This is a genomic window from Lysinibacillus sp. BSL11, from assembly GCF_052928325.1.
This window is the reverse complement of sequence record NZ_JAVGCX010000025.1, coordinates 1-15,351: the sequence shown is the minus strand read 5'-3', so window position 1 is coordinate 15,351 and position 15,351 is coordinate 1. Positions and strand designations below refer to the sequence as shown.

The window sequence follows — 15,351 nt, the reverse complement described above, 5'->3', positions numbered from 1 at the left end:
ATTATATACAAAAAAAGCACAAAGAACTCACTTAAGGGTCCATTTGTGCTTGTTAATATTTGTTTGTTGACTTAATTAATTTTAAGTTTATGTTCTTTTGTTTGGACATTATACAGTAAATAATTGTCACTAACCTTTAAATTTGTTACTGGCTGCTTCACTAACACCTCAGCTTTTAACGTTTTTAAATCTAGCTTTGTCAAATACCCACCGTTACTGTAATCACTATAATATAGGTTTTGATTAGTCCCTGTAATATACAATGACCGTTTATCTAATACCTTTGACTTACTACCACTAGTCATATCAAGCTTATACAGTTTATCGTTATCTGCAGTATTACTAAAATAAACAATATTATTTAACTGATGTGCGAAATGGACATTAAGCATATAACTGTATTTAGTGCTTGTAGCAGTAGGATAATTTCCTTTAATCCAAGTATGGTCTTTGCTAATTTGATTGTCCGACACTAAAAAATAGTCATAGGACGCCGCACCAACGCGATTTGGCAAAGGATCGTTCCACGTTGTATCCAAATGATACCATTCCCCATCAACCTTTACTAAATTCCAAGCATGTGCCTCATTCCCATTTACAAAGCCTACAACATATTTTGTCTCTATCCCAGATTGCTCTAACATAGCATGTGCTGCCAATGCATAACCTTGGCATACAGCTTGTCCTTCAAAAAACAAAGCATAAGCACTATGTGGACTTGCCTTAGTTTTAGTTCCATACATAGTATTGGATACAATATAATCGTTAATAGCTTTTACTTTTTGAAAATCTGTCATAGAAGGTTTGATAATATTTTTCAGAATTAGATTAATCTTTTTTTGTACAGCTGCTTCTTGAGTTTGACTTGTCAGGTACTTCATTTTATACGTTACATTCCCTAGAGAATCTGCGGAAACCATGGTACTTTCTATATGTCCACTTGCATAAACGGCTTGTTGCTTAGCTTTTTCAAGTGCGTCCATCATTTCTTTTTTTAGGTCGCCTATTTTGCCTGTATACTTAATTTTTATATCGGTCTCAAAGTTTTGTATTTGCTTTGCAAGTTCTTCTGTTAATTGATCCCAACTTGCTACTGTTGAGTTAGCTACCATAGGATAAATTGGGGAGGTATTTTCTGTTTGTTTTGCATAGACCGCAGTTGGACTTAACATCAATAAAGCCGCACCACATAACAATAATTTTTTCATCACTCATCACCTTCCCTTTGATTCTTTCTTTACTATTTAGCATAGCAAATAATGTACCTACTAAGCTATCATACAAGTTCACTAACTAAGACTTTTAACTAAAAATATATTAAATTTTATATAATATAAAATACCTACTAATAAAATATAATTAGCGAATATAACTATTTTTTTGCAAAATAATAAAACTCACCTAATTAATAGTGAGTTTTATTTCGATTTAGATTCTGTAATTGTTCAGGCGTTTAGTAAATTATCTACTTTTCACCACTAAATTAACTGCTTCCTGAATGGCTTCGTTCATTTTTTCACCATCCCCTTCAGCATTCTGTACACATTCCAATAGGTTCGTACTAACAATAACCCCAACTGTACGGTCTACAGCAGAGCGTACTGCTGATAATTGTGTAATGACTGCCTTACAGTCTTTTTCCTCTTCCATCATTTTCAAAATGCCACGTAGCTGTCCTTCCATCCGTTTCACACGATTTTTCACTTGATCTGAATATTCCATATACATTGCTCCTTCTCTTATACTCGCTACGCTCTAATGAGTGATCGTTATTCTTTATCCTAGCTCATTATTTTAAATTTAAACCTAGCCATTACTATTCCTTGGTTTTAGATAATTGATGAGCATTCTCGTAATAATGGTACCAGCGTTTGTTATTTCATCGTACTGAATTATTGAATTCTTCTTTATACGTAATTGCCCAATTTCTACCTCGAAAACTGGACACTTTCTTTTAAGTGCAGCAATCAACATGTTTGTATCATAATCATAGCGTTCACCTTTTACTTTCATTAACCAAGGCAACTCATTGATGGAAATATAACGTAAACCTGTTTGTGTATCCATTAATTTCTTATGATACAGTATCTCGAAAAATAAGCTTGTTGCACGATTTCCCCAGTAAGAAAGAAATGTACTATCAGTTGAACGAAAGTTACGCACACCTAGCACAATCCCTTCAGAAAACACCTTTGTCATGGTTAAAACAAGCTTAACATCTTGTAAAGTATGTTGCCCATGAGCCCCAACTGTAAGGATACCATGGCACCTTGCTTGTTGTTCTCGTATATATGCAAAGGCGGTCTTAAGTGCGCCACCCTTACCAATATTGCAATCATGCTGTAGTACTTGGCAGCGTTCAATTTTATCTAGGTTTTCAAAAATATCTTTATATTTTTGATCACTCCCATCATTGACAATGATGATTTGTGTAATAGTCGTTGCTAATAATTGATGTACATAGGTAATGAGTGATTGTTGTGGATTATATGCTGGTATAATAGCTGCAATATTTTTCATTTCGATCCCCCACCTAAAGGCTGACAGGTTCTCCGTAGCTACGAATCTCCCTTATATCAAATAGTATCATGTAACACCAACAATTCAACTGATCAATCCCATTAAAACATATCAATAATATCGATTTTTCTCCGATATATGAACAAAGAGATGAAGAGGCGCTTTGTAAAAAGGGTTAAAAGTAAAATGTTTGCAATAAAAGCCGAGGTAATTAACTGAAAGAGGTGAGTACTTTCGTCATGCATTATGAAAATCTTGAAGAACAATGTCAAAAATTAAGACAGCTGTCCTTCACAACATTATCCAAAAATTTACAGGATGCTAGTTTGCTCGCCATTTCAACCCCAGCAGAATCCTTACAGAAGTCACTTCTTGTATTAGAGGAAATTTTATATGAGATTTATCGATTGGAAATGCATACCGAACCTAAACTCAAAAATGTCCGAATGCTATTAAATAATCGAAGTTTTGTGGCGCAAATTCATCCTCGTCGAATTTATTTATTGATGAATCTAATTCATAAAATGACAAGCCATACTAGTAATGACATTGTAGAAGCCAAAGCAGCTAAAATTGTTTTAGACTATCTTAGCGATATTGTTGAATGGTTTATGAAGCGCTATGATCGTAGTTTCAAATCGAACCGCCTGTCTTCTCATGTCACAGAACTTCCTTCTATATTTGATAAAAATATACTTCAGCATGAGCAGTCACGAGAGGCTTACGAACATGCTGTCAAATGGTTTGAAGTAGCTGCCCAGAATGGAGATGCAAGTGCTCAATATAACTTAGGTGCTCTTTACAATCATGGGCGAGGTGTAGAAAAGGACTATAGGCTTGCAAAAATGTGGTATGAACGAGCTGCCGCACAAAATGACGCAAATGCTCACTATAGCCTCGGTGTACTTTATCATCTAGGCCAAGGTGTTATACAGGATTATCTAGAGGCTGCACGTCATTACCAAATAGCTGCTGATTTAGAGAATGCTGACGCCCAATACAATTTAGGTGTACTCTATAATCAAGGCTTAGGCCTATCTCAAAATTTTAATGAAGCTGCCAAGTGGTATACCTTAGCAGCCAATCAAGGGAATACAAGTGCCCAAAACAATCTAGGCTTTCTTTATCATAATGGCACGGGTGTGGAGCAAAGCTATGATAAGGCCGTCGCTTATTTCAAAATGGCTGCCTTAACTGGAGATGCAAGTGCTCAATACAATCTCGGTTATATGCATCTTAAAGGGCGTGGTATTCCCCAAAACCAAGAAGAAGCAGCAAAATGGTTTCATATGGCTGCTTTACAGGACCATGTGAACGCAGAGTTTCAACTGGCCATGCTCTATAATACTGGGCAAGGAATGACGAAGGATCATATAGAAGCTTTAAAATGGTTCAAGCTAGCGGCACATAAAGGACATTTAAATGCTCAATACTGTCTTGGCCTGCTGTATGAAAAAGAACAGAATCTTGTGTCAGCAGAAAAGTGGCTACTGCAAGCTGCTGACAATGGCCATATCAGCGCTGGCTTCGAGCTTGGGCGTCTATATGCATATCAGCTTCAAGACCCAGCCAAGGCAATGTCATATTTTAGGACAGCCGCTGAAAAGGGTTATGCAGATGCACAGTATGAGCTTGGCCTATTACTGACATCTGGCACTGGTGTTCCTATAAATTATAAGGAGGCCGTTAAATGGTGGCGAGCAGCAACCGATCAATCACATATTCAAGCTGAATATCAATTAGGCCTACTTTATGAACAGGGATTAGGGGTAGCCTTAAATCTTGAGGAGGCACGCAGATGTTATCGACTAGCAGCCACTCAAGGCCATGCAGGTGCGCAGTATCAACTGGGCAATTTATTTGATAAAGGTAAAGGCGTAGAACAGGATTACACAGAGGCAGCTAAATGGATTGAACAGGCTGCATCACAAGGACATATGAAGGCACAATACCAATTAGCCCAAATGCACATTCATGGACAGGGCGTACCAAAGGACTTTGCAAAGGCCGCCCAGCTTTATCGACTATCTGCTAATCAAGGGCATCAAAAAGCCCAATTCCAGCTTGGTATGCTCTACAAAAAAGGGCATGGTGTTGCACAAGACTATCAAGAGGCGACAAGATGGCTGAAAAAGTCACTGGAAGAAATTAAATAAATATTAAAAAACCTACCGCATCACATAAGACACGGTAGGTTTTATTAATGACTGCTATTATCCTTTTGTTGTTGAATCATAAATGTTACAACAATAAATAAAGCAAAGCTAATTAATAGCGTAGTTCCTCCTACAATAAAGAAGACTAATGTAAAAGTGCTACCAAAATTAAATGGATTTATATTGTAAAACCACATGCCTAACGTTAAGCCCAGAACACCCACAATAGCTGTCCAACCATGAATGGTTACTAATTTTTGTGATTTCACTTTGAAGGCTTTATAAAAAATACCCCAGGCAAACATACTAAGCCAGCCAACAAGTAAAATATGTGCATGTATCGGTCTATATTCATAACTACCTGATCCCGACATATGTGAACCTAAATACGTGCCGATTAAAGCAAAAATTGCCGCTAATCGAATAAGGCGTATGCTCCACTTTTGTTCCATACGATAACTCCCCCCTAGTCGTGTTTCAACTAAGTAGCAGTTTATCTTGTGAACATGAACTTTACATGAACTCCTTATGACAAAATTGGTAGATGGATATAAACCTTTGTGCCCGCATGCACCGTACTTTGCATCTGAATGGTCCCTCCATGTAGCTCAACAATTTGTTTGACAATCGCTAAGCCTAGTCCGGTCCCTTGCTTGGTTCTAGACGCATCGGCACGATAAAAACGGTCATATACTTTTGCTAACTGATCCTCAGTCATTCCTATCCCACTGTCCTCCACAAGAATTTCAACTAAGGCAGATCTTTTTTGTAAATGTAGATGTATTTGCCCACCCTCTACATTATATTTAATGGCATTTGTCAGTAAATTATCCCATACGTTTTGTAAAAGCCCTGCATCGCCATCAAAAATAATTTGCTCAAGCTTATATGATATTTGAAGTTGTGACTCTTCCATTTGCCAACGATACTTTCGTACAGTTTCCTTTAGCTGTTCATCTAAACGATAAGACTCACGTTTTACAATTATTGTCGATTGGTCAAGGGAGGTTAATAATAATAACTGTTTGGTTAATGTAGATAGGCGTTTTGTTTCTAGTTCAATGATTGCTGCATATTCCTGTCTTTCCTGTTCAGTAAGGGAAGGATTTTTCAGTAAATCTACATACCCTTGAATATTTAATAAAGGTGATTGAAAATCATGTGATACATTACTAATAAATTCCTTTCTTGTACGATCAGTTTCCTGTAATCTCTCGGTCATCCTATTAAAGCTTGATGCTAATTGACCAATTTCATCTGCACGATCAATATCTAGAACTGTATCAAATTTTTCATGCGCTAGCTGTTGAGTGGCTGCTGTTAACTTTGTAATGGGGCGAATTAATGCTTTAGCAAATAGTAGCATGGCAAGTAGGCTCAGTATTGTCATAACCAACATTAATCCTGCAAGTATTGTATGCACCTCAGAAAACAATAAACGAATATCAGGTCTTATGAATAATGCATAGGACTTGCTTCCATAGGTAAATGGCACACCAATTGTATTATTCAGTTCATTAGCAAAAAATCCTGTTACAAAGGTTTCTTTAGGAAAATCTCGCATACCATGATAGGTTTCCCCATTTAAAACACGCTCTACCACAGACGTTGACAATGTTTTATCACGATATGGACCGCCAAAAAATTGCCCCTCCTCACCAGTTGTCACATAAATTTGATAGCCGATTTCACCCAATGTTGTCAGATAGCTATTTAAATCCTCTGGTTTGTCTGTCTCAATATAATGCACAATATCCTGTGCTATGCTAACGTTCTTTGCATCATTTTTTTCTTTTATAACTTGATGGTAATAGGTATTTGTTGCCAAAAAGCCCATACATAAGCTTCCGATCATTACCAGCATTGTTGTTACAACAAATTTACTATATAAGGTTTTCATGTTGCTTCCTCTAGCTTATAGCCAACACCTCTTACTGTTGTAATTTCAACAGCCGTGTCATATCGGTTTAATCTTTCACGAATCCGCTTCACATGCGTATTTAACGTTTGCTCATCTCCATCATAGTCATAGCCCCATACTTGTTCCATAATATAGCTACGAGTAAACACTTGATGGGGACGTGATGCTAACAAAGCCAGTAATTCAAATTCCTTTAAAGGTAATATAAGTGTATTTTCCCCTATTACAACCTCAAAGCTTCGTCGGTCAATTACTAGTTTACCTACTTGGATGGTTACTTGGTTTTTTTTATCAAATCTCCTCAATATCGCAGCTATACGAAATAATAATTCCTTTGGTTCAAAGGGCTTTATAACATAATCGTCAGATCCTGCTAAAAAGCCACGTTCTTTATCCTCTAGCTCACCTTTTGCTGTTAATAATAAAACAGGAATATCATAATCTTGAGTTAAATACTCTGTCAGTGTAAAACCATCCATTCCTGGCATCATCACATCGACAACAGCTAAATCAGGCAGACTCCCTTCGAGTAAGGCTAGTGCCTGCTTTGCATTTTCAGCAAGTAGCACTTGGTAGCCTTCCTTTGTAAGATAAATATTGACTAGCTGTAAAATATGAACATCATCATCGACAACAAGGATCTTCACCTGCCCACCTCCAGTTAATAAGAAAAAAACCGATCATATAGAACAAATTTTTTCATCATAAATTACTATTATTTTATAATGAAAATATAGAAATCAACAGCAATAAGAGAAAAGGTAATCCAATAACAATATAGCCTCTAGGATTGGCAAGGTTCATGGTCCATCCTACCCCAAAGCGTTTCTCCACAAAAACGGATGGGTCTTGTCGATTCATATAAATTAAGCCGCCCTTCCAATAACGATCCTCATCCACATCCATTACTTGGGAATCTATATTTGCTTCATAGCGTACTTTATGTTTATACTTTTTCACCACATATATCAGTAATGAACCCAGCAAAACAACTAAGAACAAAATAAATACTGGTAATAGCTTATAGCCTACTGTCATAGAAGGATAGATGTTGCTTAATTGTAAAATTGTTAATAAAGCTGTTAATGCAGAACTTATCAGTAGTATTTGCCAACTCATGTATTTTCGTGTTTTTAGCTGATCCTCCAACGATTCCTCTTTGCGATTTACAGCTAATTTAATTGCAGAACGTTTAATGGAGTCGGTAATTCCCCACATCATACACTGCATCATTAGCATTACCAGTGGCAGTGAAATAGCTGTAAAATAGGTCTTGTTTCTCCAGGCATCCGCTTCGCCACTCGGCCCCCAATGTACTGCTATATCATTTGGCATGAGATCGTAATGAAGGTATGTGTAAATGATCAAAAATACCGATATTCCTAATGGAACAGCAAAAAAAGACCAAGGAAGCATTTCATCACGGCTTCTTGCAGTTAAATCCACTGCCCGTACTTGTTTAATATTTGCGCCCCACTGCTCTTGTTTTTTCAACTTCGATACCTTTTGATGATTTATCCAATACAACGCCATACTTACTGCAAGCATACTAAACAAACAGCTTAATAAAACAATACTTTGAATAGATTCAGAAGGAGCAAATTGATTGTAACTTATAATCATGATGATTAGAAAAACTATCCCTGTTCCCCCTACGAACTGCACATACTGTTTTTTCAACTGAGCTAAGATGGGATGCTTAATATTTTGATCAGGCACTGTGACTCCAAAAACGACTGTCTCTCGTACAATATAGGGAACGACTATTTGCAAAGCTAATGTCATGATGTAAATGGTTATAAAAACGCCAAGTAGCATTTTGCTACACTCCCTCTGCTGGAATTTGCAAATCGGCAAAAACTTTTTTCATCATGTGCTCAATTTGTTCAGCTGTTGCGCCGAGCACCATTCCTTCTGCCACAACAGGTTTCAAATTCTTTTCGATTTGTCGCAGTTGCTCAGGTGATAAAGCTCTCTCCTCTGCTGAACTTATAATAGCTCCAGATTTTGGCCGAATGGTAATAATCCCTTTTGCCTCTAATTCATGATAACTTTTATTAACAGTATGCATATTAACACCTAAATCGGCAGCTAAACTTCGCACAGACGGTAAAGTATCACCTGGCTTCATTTCTCCTTTAGCAATTCCTTCGATAATTTGACGTGTTACCTGCTCATAAATAGGTACGTCTGATTGAAATTCTATTTGAATAAACATGTTTATCAGCTCCACATTTGTTATATAACTAATATAACAAATTTCTCTCCACCTTGCATGAGATTGAAATTTTTAAATAGGGGTATTTTTTATGGTTTCAATAAATCTTTGCACAAGTAAATTCTGCTTCTCATTATTCCTTGTACAAATTGCAATTTTATGTTTAATGGCATGTATATCCTTCACATAAACTCTCGCCAATTGCCCACTCTTTACATACTCTCTAACAGCAAGAGAAGAAATAAAATTTGCACCATAGCCCGCCATGACTGAGCGAATGGTTTCATGAATGCCATTAAATTGGAGTGCGATATTGGGTGGTTTCACTTGGTAGGTTTGACATAATGAGAAAAGATGCTCCCTCATTTTAAAATGCTTTCAAAATTCACATGTTGCGCATCTATAATGACACGACACCCACTATCCGTCTTTCTGATTTGTTTCTGGAAAGGATAAATAGCTCTTAGATTGCTCCATATACTTAAAAGCTGTTGAAATTGTATTTAATCCTACCTCTAATTTGTTACTCAAATGCTCTCGGCTTACTTTGATAATGCCATTGTATGTAAAATCATAAATCAATTTTTCTAGCACCCTATGTACTTTCTCACCAGGATAAATACCTTGTGCTGCTAAAGTTTCTTCTAGCTGCTGCAGGCGTTCTTCTTTGAGTTGCCGATCTCCTTTTTGATTGCCGTATGTAATAAATGTTTAGACTGCTTGGTTTGGTGTAGTTTTTAGTTTATTTTTCATGATAGTTGCTCCTTTTTTGAAGCAAAAAAGCGTTTTACATCGCTGTAGTAACGATGCAAAACGCTTTCGATGACGGAAACTTTTTAATAAATTTACGCCTTTGGCGAATAACCGTTCAATGATCTCGATGCCTTCTTTAGTGTTTCGAGCCAATCGATCCAATCTGGTTACAACAAGCCTGTCACCTTCATTTAATTTAGACAGCAGCTCATTTAATTGTGGTCGGTCTGTTTTCGTTCCTGTGAATTTCTCTTTATAAATAACAGTCGCTCCTTCACTCTCCAACGCTTGAAGCTGAACCTCTAATTCCTGTGATACAGTCGATACCCTTGCATAACCGTAAATCATAGAAAAATACCTCATTTCTGCACTACATTTATCGACCTAAGTTATGACACCTTTTTACACCTTGATATTACTGCATCAACACACTGGTGTAAAAACTATTAAGTTTTGGCACTGTATAAATAAAAAAGACCACCTCGTATGAGATGGATACATCATTCTATCTATTCAATTAAAGCACCACGTTTGTTGAACAAGGAATTTTGTTTACCCTTCAACAATTGCAAGATATTTTTTGATTTCTCCTTCAGATTCAACAATTAAAATATCTCCTCGTTCTTTGGTAGAAAAAATCTTTGTACCAACAGGAAGTTTATTCGACATCTCATCTCTAAAATCTGTATTAGCATCATTTTTTGTTTTTATTTCACCGATTTGAACATCTTTTGTTAAAGACAATTCTTCAACCCAATCAATATTAGTTTTGTAGATAACTCCATCATACTGAAAAATATCAGCATCAGAATCTAATGTTAAAACTTCTTCGGCATCTATACTGTCAATTGATACTGTTGTAGTTCCCCCTTGAATATTGCATCCTGTAATCATGAATAAAGCTAATGCGATCAAACCATAGAATAATTTTTTTATTTTCAATTTACCCACCTCTTTTATATAGACACCTATTGTCTACCAAAAGTTACATATTCAACTAAATATCTTCGTTAGTTGAACAAGAATCCGTTCCACAACTCTTTAAGTTTTGATATCAAGGCTGATGGGAAAGTATGGGTATTCACCCCATACATTAGAATTTAAATCCATAAATAACTTTTATACCATTTAAATCATCAGTTTGGGGAGTTGTCATTTTAGTTCTATCTCTGCTGCTATCCATAAGACGGCTTTGTACTAGCCGTAGTAAATTAGCATAGAAAAACCGCGTAACTAAAAAAACAGTTACGCGGATGTACTATATAAAAGATGCCTTACTGCTCCCCATCTAAGCTAGTAAGACATCTTTACCCCTTAAAATCTCTTAACTTTTATTTATAGACCCCTTTTAATTCAATCGTGCTCATCTCTTTAAACGGGGGAACAGACCCCGTCACGTTATGTTAGTGGAATAGGCTGGATTGTACCCGAGTGCAATCCTTAGATAGTTATTAGGAAAGTTTGATATGTTGGATAGTAGACTTGTATTTTACGCTAATTTTTCATACCCTGGAAGTGTCAAGAATTCCGCAAATTCATCTTGTTCAATTAAGGATTTAAACAGTTCAGCAGCTTCTTCATAGCGACCACTGTTATAAGCTTGTTCCCCAACAGCCTCTTTAATTTTCACAAGTTCTTCTTCCAATATTTCTAAAACAAATGCTAGTGTAATACCGCGTCCATCATCTAAGATTCCTTTGGGATGACGGATCCATTGCCATACTTGTGTACGAGAGATTTCTGCTGTTGCAGCATCCTCCATCAAGTTATTAATTGGTGCAGCTCCGTTACCTCGAAGCCATGAAGCAATATATTGTACACCCACACTACAGTTAATACGTAGACCTTCAATTGTAATTGTTCCTTCTGGTACAGCTACTAAATCTTCGGCTGATACTTGTACATCCTCACGCTTTTTATGAATTTGATTAGGCGTTGTCATAATAGCATCAAATTGCTCCATCGCTGTTGCAACCATACCAGGATGTGCTACCCATGTACCGTCATGCCCCTCTGTTGCCTCACGACGTTTATCTTCTGCCACCTTTGCAAATGCCACTGCATTCGCCTCATCATCATTTTTAACTGGAATTTGAGCTGCCATTCCGCCCATTGCTGGTGCATTTCGCTTGTGACATGTTTGAATACATAAAGATGTATAGGCTTTCATAAAAGGTACTGTCATCGTTACTTGCCCACGGTCTGGCAAAATAACATCAGCTTGATTGCGTAGACGTTTAATGTAGCTGAAAATATAATCCCAACGACCACAATTCAAACCAGCTGAATGTTCACGTAGCTCATATAAAATTTCATCCATCTCAAATGCAGCTAAAATCGTTTCGATTAATACAGTAGCTTTTATTGTCCCCTGTGGAATACCAATATAATCTTGAGCAAACACAAAGACATCATTCCATAGTCGAGCCTCTAAATGACTTTCAAGCTTTGGTAGATAGAAATATGGCCCTGTACCTTGTGCAAGTGCGTTTTTGGCATTGTGGAATAGATATAAACCGAAGTCAAAGAAACTGCCTGAAATCGGCTCTCCATCCACCAGGACATGCTTCTCAAGCAAGTGTAGACCTCGTGGACGAACTAATAGCACTGCTGTCTCATCATTTAATTTATATGTTTTACCATTGGATACTTGTGTAAACTCAATGGTCTTATTAATAGCATCACGCATATTAATTTGACCGCCAATCATATTTTCCCATGTCGGAGAAGATGCATCTTCAAAGCATGCCATGAACATTTTTGCTCCAGAATTTAACGCATTAATAACCATTTTCCGATCAACAGGCCCTGTAATTTCAACACGGCGATCTTGCAAGTCGTTTGGAAGTGGTGCGATTACCCAATCACCTTCACGAATATGCTTTGTCTCTGGTAGGAAATCCAGCTTCTCTCCCGCATCAAGTCGTTTTTGGCGTTCTTGTCGAGCCTCCAACAGCTCCTTGCGGCGAGCATCAAATTTTTCGTGCAGAGCAAGAACAAATTCAAGAGCTTCAGGTGTCAAAATTTCATTAGTTTGCTCATTTTGTTCTCCAACAATTTTAAGCTTACCTGTCGTTGCTTGTTCCATTAGCTGTTTACCCACCTTTGTCATTTTAGTTTCGTCATCCTCCGCTTTAGGAGGAGCGGAGGAGACTATTCTATGATTATGAATTTAGGAAAACACGTATTTAAACTACGACTTATACAAACTGTTCTGTTTCAGTAGAACCAGCCATTGCTGTTGTAGAAGAAGTACCACCAGAGATAACCTGAGAGATTTCATCAAAGTATCCAGTACCTACTTCGCGTTGGTGACGTGTAGCTGTATAGCCTTTAGACTCAGAAGCAAATTCTGCTTGTTGTAGCTTAGAATATGCAGCCATACCATTATCTTTATAGTCATGAGCAAGCTCGAACATAGAGTGGTTTAGTGCATGGAAACCTGCTAAAGTAACGAATTGGAATTTATAACCTAACTTACCAAGTTCACGTTGATACTCTGCAATTTCTTCTTCTGAAAGATTTGCCTTCCAGTTGAATGAAGGTGAGCAGTTGTACGCAAGCATTTTACCTGGGAACTCAGCATGAATAGCTTCAGCAAATTCTCTAGCTTCTTCAAGTGATGGTTTAGAAGTTTCACACCAAATTAAATCTGCATATGGAGCGTAAGCTAAACCACGAGCAATTGCCTGTTTGATTCCAGCTTTTGTACGGAAGAAGCCTTCAGGTGTGCGTTCACCAGTGATGAACTCTGCATCACGTGGATCAATATCTGATGTAACCATATCAGCAGCATCAGCATCTGTACGTGCAATTAAAATTGTATCTACACCCATAACATCTGTTGCTAAACGTGCAGCTACTAAGTTACGAACAGCATTTTGTGTTGGAAGTAATACTTTACCTCCAAGGTGTCCACATTTCTTTTCAGAAGCTAATTGATCTTCTAAGTGAACACCAGCTGCTCCTGCTTCAATCATACCTTTTACAAGCTCGAATACGTTTAGAGGCCCACCAAAACCTGCTTCTGCGTCTGCTACGATTGGCGCGAACCAATCAAATTGATCAACACGTCCTTCAGCATGATCAATTTGATCTGCACGTTGAAGCGCTTGATTAATTCGTTTTACTACTGCTGGTACAGAGTTAGCTGGATATAATGATTGGTCAGGATACATTTGACCAGACAGGTTTGCATCAGCAGCTACTTGCCAGCCTGATAGATAGATAGCCTTTAAGCCAGCTTTTACTTGTTGTACTGCCTGATTCCCCGTTAATGCCCCCAATGCATTGATGAACGGTTCCTCATGTAATGAATTCCAAAGTCGAGTAGCACCTTTTTGCGCTAGTGTTTGTTCAATTACTACTGTTCCCTGTAATTTAACAACTTCTTCAGCTGAATATGTGCGTTCAATACCAGCCCAACGTGGGTTTTCAGCCCATTGTTTTTCTAAAGTTTCGATTCTTTCTTGACGAGTTGACATATTGAAATTCCACCTTCCCCTTTGTGTACAATATACTCTGTTAAAAAACTTTTAATTATCTGTTCCATAACAGGTTTATTTGTTGTAAATTAATATATAACAGACTATTTGAATTTTCATTATTTTTCGATAAAAGATCAAATTTTAAGGATAAAACTACCTTTTTTGACGATGAAATTTGGAAGACTGTTTACAAACAAGGGGGATATTCACAATGAACAATGAGTTAAATTCTTTCGTAAAAGATATTTCACAACAATATATTTTTATGTTGAAAGACTGGATACCTGCTGATTCATCCATTGCGATTGCTGTTGAAAATTCTTATGTTTATTTTCACTCTGGTCACCAAAGTATTCATTTAGAGATAGGTCAACAAGTCTTACCTGGGAGTATTGCGGACCAAGTATTACAGACTCAAAAAAGAACAGATGCTATATTAGATAATTCCCTATTCGATACGCCATATTACGGCATTGGTTATCCTATATACATTCAAAATAAGCCTGCTGCTCTCGTCATTGTCCTACCGTCATCATTTACAGCAAAAAGAGCAGAACCATTTCAATTTTTAACTGGAAAGCAAGAGGAGGAATGGAATCCTGTAGCAATTAATAAAATATCTCATATTGAAAGCCTACAGAAAAAAACATGGTTTTATGTAGAGGGTGATCAGTATAAAACGAGCATTACACTCAAAGAACTTCAATTACGATTACCATCATATTTTATTCGTATCCATAGATCTTACATTGTAAATATACACTTCATAAAAAAAATGGCACGTGATTTAACATCAAATTTTATTGTCACTTTAATTGATGGAAGTGAGTTGCCAGTGAGTCAATCTTATCTAACTGATCTTCGGAGTGCTCTTGAATTTTAAGTATATAGGGCTGTCTTTTTCGGGGGACAGCCTAATTTAAACTATCTTCTTAATTTGTGTACAATAAAAAAGACCAGAGAATTTATTCTCTGATCTTTCATTTGCCTAGCGACGTCCTACTCTCACAGGGGGAAGCCCCCAACTACCATCGGCGCTAAAGAGCTTAACTTCCGTGTTCGGTATGGGAACGGGTGTGACCTCTTTGCCATCATCACTAGACTTTGTATTTAATTGAAAGATTTGTTCTTTCAAAACTGGATAAACGATACATTGAATGTTTCAAACGTTTTGGTTAAGTCCTCGATCGATTAGTATTCGTCAGCTCCATGTGTCACCACACTTCCACCTCGAACCTATCTACCTCATCGTCTTTGAGGGATCTTACTTACTTGCGTAATGGGAAATCTCATCTT

General features: G+C 37.2%; 15 protein-coding genes, 2 rRNA genes and 1 pseudogene. 2 read left to right on the top strand and 16 right to left on the bottom strand.

Annotated features, from left to right (window positions below):
- Positions 1-71: 71 nt before the first annotated feature.
- From RCJ95_RS22215 to RCJ95_RS22205, 3 genes are all read right to left on the bottom strand, one after another.
- The gene (locus RCJ95_RS22215; RefSeq protein ID WP_221681321.1) at positions 72-1,208 is read right to left on the bottom strand and encodes a transglutaminase domain-containing protein; all 1,137 of its coding nucleotides are present in this window, start codon (positions 1,206-1,208) and stop codon (positions 72-74) included.
- A gap of 253 nt (positions 1,209-1,461) precedes the next feature.
- Positions 1,462-1,722 carry a metal-sensitive transcriptional regulator gene (locus RCJ95_RS22210; RefSeq protein WP_004233098.1) on the bottom strand — a complete coding sequence of 87 codons (261 nt, stop codon included), beginning with the start codon at positions 1,720-1,722 and terminating at the stop codon, positions 1,462-1,464.
- Between the two features lie 84 nt (positions 1,723-1,806).
- Positions 1,807-2,520 carry a glycosyltransferase family 2 protein gene (locus tag RCJ95_RS22205; RefSeq protein WP_004233095.1) on the bottom strand — a complete coding sequence of 238 codons (714 nt, stop codon included), beginning with the start codon at positions 2,518-2,520 and terminating at the stop codon, positions 1,807-1,809.
- Between the two features lie 239 nt (positions 2,521-2,759).
- On the opposite strand from RCJ95_RS22205, the gene RCJ95_RS22200 reads away from it, so the two are divergent.
- A complete protein-coding gene (locus tag RCJ95_RS22200; RefSeq protein WP_221681320.1) occupies positions 2,760-4,676 on the top strand; it encodes an SEL1-like repeat protein in 1,917 nt (638 codons plus the stop codon).
- Positions 4,677-4,720: 44 nt separating this feature from the next.
- Here RCJ95_RS22200 and RCJ95_RS22195 read toward each other — a convergent pair whose 3' ends face one another.
- The 11 genes and pseudogenes from RCJ95_RS22195 to aceA form a co-directional block, all read right to left on the bottom strand.
- Positions 4,721-5,128, bottom strand: coding sequence for a hypothetical protein (locus RCJ95_RS22195; RefSeq protein WP_221681319.1), 408 nt, complete (start codon positions 5,126-5,128; stop codon positions 4,721-4,723).
- A gap of 74 nt (positions 5,129-5,202) precedes the next feature.
- Complete coding sequence (locus RCJ95_RS22190) at positions 5,203-6,576, bottom strand: HAMP domain-containing sensor histidine kinase (protein WP_221681318.1); 1,374 nt, start codon at positions 6,574-6,576, stop codon at positions 5,203-5,205.
- Entirely contained in the window at positions 6,573-7,244 is a 672-nt protein-coding gene (locus RCJ95_RS22185) for a response regulator transcription factor (protein WP_221681317.1), read from the bottom strand. The genes RCJ95_RS22190 and RCJ95_RS22185 overlap by 4 nt, the downstream gene beginning before the upstream one ends.
- 73 nt (positions 7,245-7,317) lie before the next feature.
- Positions 7,318-8,415 (bottom strand): DUF1648 domain-containing protein, encoded by a 1,098-nt coding sequence (locus tag RCJ95_RS22180; RefSeq protein ID WP_221681316.1) that lies wholly within the window; start codon positions 8,413-8,415, stop codon positions 7,318-7,320.
- Positions 8,416-8,419: 4 nt separating this feature from the next.
- Positions 8,420-8,815, bottom strand: a complete 396-nt coding sequence (locus RCJ95_RS22175) for a GntR family transcriptional regulator (protein ID WP_221681315.1) — start codon at positions 8,813-8,815, stop codon at positions 8,420-8,422.
- 72 nt (positions 8,816-8,887) lie between these two features.
- Entirely contained in the window at positions 8,888-9,181 is a 294-nt protein-coding gene (locus tag RCJ95_RS22170) for a LysR substrate-binding domain-containing protein (RefSeq protein WP_312129278.1), read from the bottom strand.
- Positions 9,182-9,235: 54 nt separating this feature from the next.
- Positions 9,236-9,397 (bottom strand): hypothetical protein, encoded by a 162-nt coding sequence (locus tag RCJ95_RS22165; protein ID WP_231595767.1) that lies wholly within the window; start codon positions 9,395-9,397, stop codon positions 9,236-9,238.
- A gap of 258 nt (positions 9,398-9,655) precedes the next feature.
- Positions 9,656-9,916: pseudogene (locus tag RCJ95_RS22160) on the bottom strand (recombinase family protein); the annotation flags it as partial.
- Positions 9,917-10,120: 204 nt separating this feature from the next.
- On the bottom strand, positions 10,121-10,519 hold the full coding sequence (locus tag RCJ95_RS22155; RefSeq protein WP_231595766.1) for a hypothetical protein: 399 nt from the start codon (positions 10,517-10,519) through the stop codon (positions 10,121-10,123).
- A 538-nt stretch (positions 10,520-11,057) separates the two neighbouring features.
- On the bottom strand, positions 11,058-12,656 hold the full coding sequence (gene aceB, locus RCJ95_RS22150) for a malate synthase A (RefSeq protein WP_039885193.1): 1,599 nt from the start codon (positions 12,654-12,656) through the stop codon (positions 11,058-11,060).
- Positions 12,657-12,768: 112 nt separating this feature from the next.
- Complete coding sequence (gene aceA, locus RCJ95_RS22145; RefSeq protein WP_221681309.1) at positions 12,769-14,052, bottom strand: isocitrate lyase; 1,284 nt, start codon at positions 14,050-14,052, stop codon at positions 12,769-12,771.
- Positions 14,053-14,266: 214 nt separating this feature from the next.
- Between aceA and RCJ95_RS22140 the strand changes: the two genes are divergently transcribed.
- Positions 14,267-14,938 (top strand): LytTR family DNA-binding domain-containing protein, encoded by a 672-nt coding sequence (locus RCJ95_RS22140; protein ID WP_221681308.1) that lies wholly within the window; start codon positions 14,267-14,269, stop codon positions 14,936-14,938.
- 103 nt (positions 14,939-15,041) lie between these two features.
- On the opposite strand, the gene rrf is transcribed toward RCJ95_RS22140, so the two are convergent.
- Together rrf and RCJ95_RS22130 are read right to left on the bottom strand one after the other, a co-directional pair.
- Positions 15,042-15,157, bottom strand: a 5S ribosomal RNA gene (rrf, locus tag RCJ95_RS22135).
- A gap of 69 nt (positions 15,158-15,226) precedes the next feature.
- A 23S ribosomal RNA gene (locus tag RCJ95_RS22130) occupies positions 15,227-15,351 on the bottom strand; the annotation flags it as partial.

Excerpts from the sequence above, each read along its gene's own strand:
- RCJ95_RS22140 (WP_221681308.1), top strand. The coding sequence starts at position 14,267 with ATGAACAATGAGTTAAATTCTTTCGTAAAAGATATTTCACAACAATAT.
- RCJ95_RS22205 (WP_004233095.1), bottom strand. The coding sequence starts at position 2,520 with ATGAAAAATATTGCAGCTATTATACCAGCATATAATCCACAACAATCA.
- aceB (WP_039885193.1), bottom strand. The coding sequence starts at position 12,656 with ATGGAACAAGCAACGACAGGTAAGCTTAAAATTGTTGGAGAACAAAAT.
- RCJ95_RS22180 (WP_221681316.1), bottom strand. The coding sequence starts at position 8,415 with ATGCTACTTGGCGTTTTTATAACCATTTACATCATGACATTAGCTTTG.
- aceA (WP_221681309.1), bottom strand. The coding sequence starts at position 14,052 with ATGTCAACTCGTCAAGAAAGAATCGAAACTTTAGAAAAACAATGGGCT.
- RCJ95_RS22170 (WP_312129278.1), bottom strand. The coding sequence starts at position 9,181 with ATGAGGGAGCATCTTTTCTCATTATGTCAAACCTACCAAGTGAAACCA.
- RCJ95_RS22190 (WP_221681318.1), bottom strand. The coding sequence starts at position 6,576 with ATGAAAACCTTATATAGTAAATTTGTTGTAACAACAATGCTGGTAATG.
- RCJ95_RS22175 (WP_221681315.1), bottom strand. The coding sequence starts at position 8,815 with ATGTTTATTCAAATAGAATTTCAATCAGACGTACCTATTTATGAGCAG.
- RCJ95_RS22215 (WP_221681321.1), bottom strand. The coding sequence starts at position 1,208 with ATGAAAAAATTATTGTTATGTGGTGCGGCTTTATTGATGTTAAGTCCA.
- RCJ95_RS22200 (WP_221681320.1), top strand. The coding sequence starts at position 2,760 with ATGCATTATGAAAATCTTGAAGAACAATGTCAAAAATTAAGACAGCTG.
- RCJ95_RS22195 (WP_221681319.1), bottom strand. The coding sequence starts at position 5,128 with ATGGAACAAAAGTGGAGCATACGCCTTATTCGATTAGCGGCAATTTTT.
- RCJ95_RS22210 (WP_004233098.1), bottom strand. The coding sequence starts at position 1,722 with ATGGAATATTCAGATCAAGTGAAAAATCGTGTGAAACGGATGGAAGGA.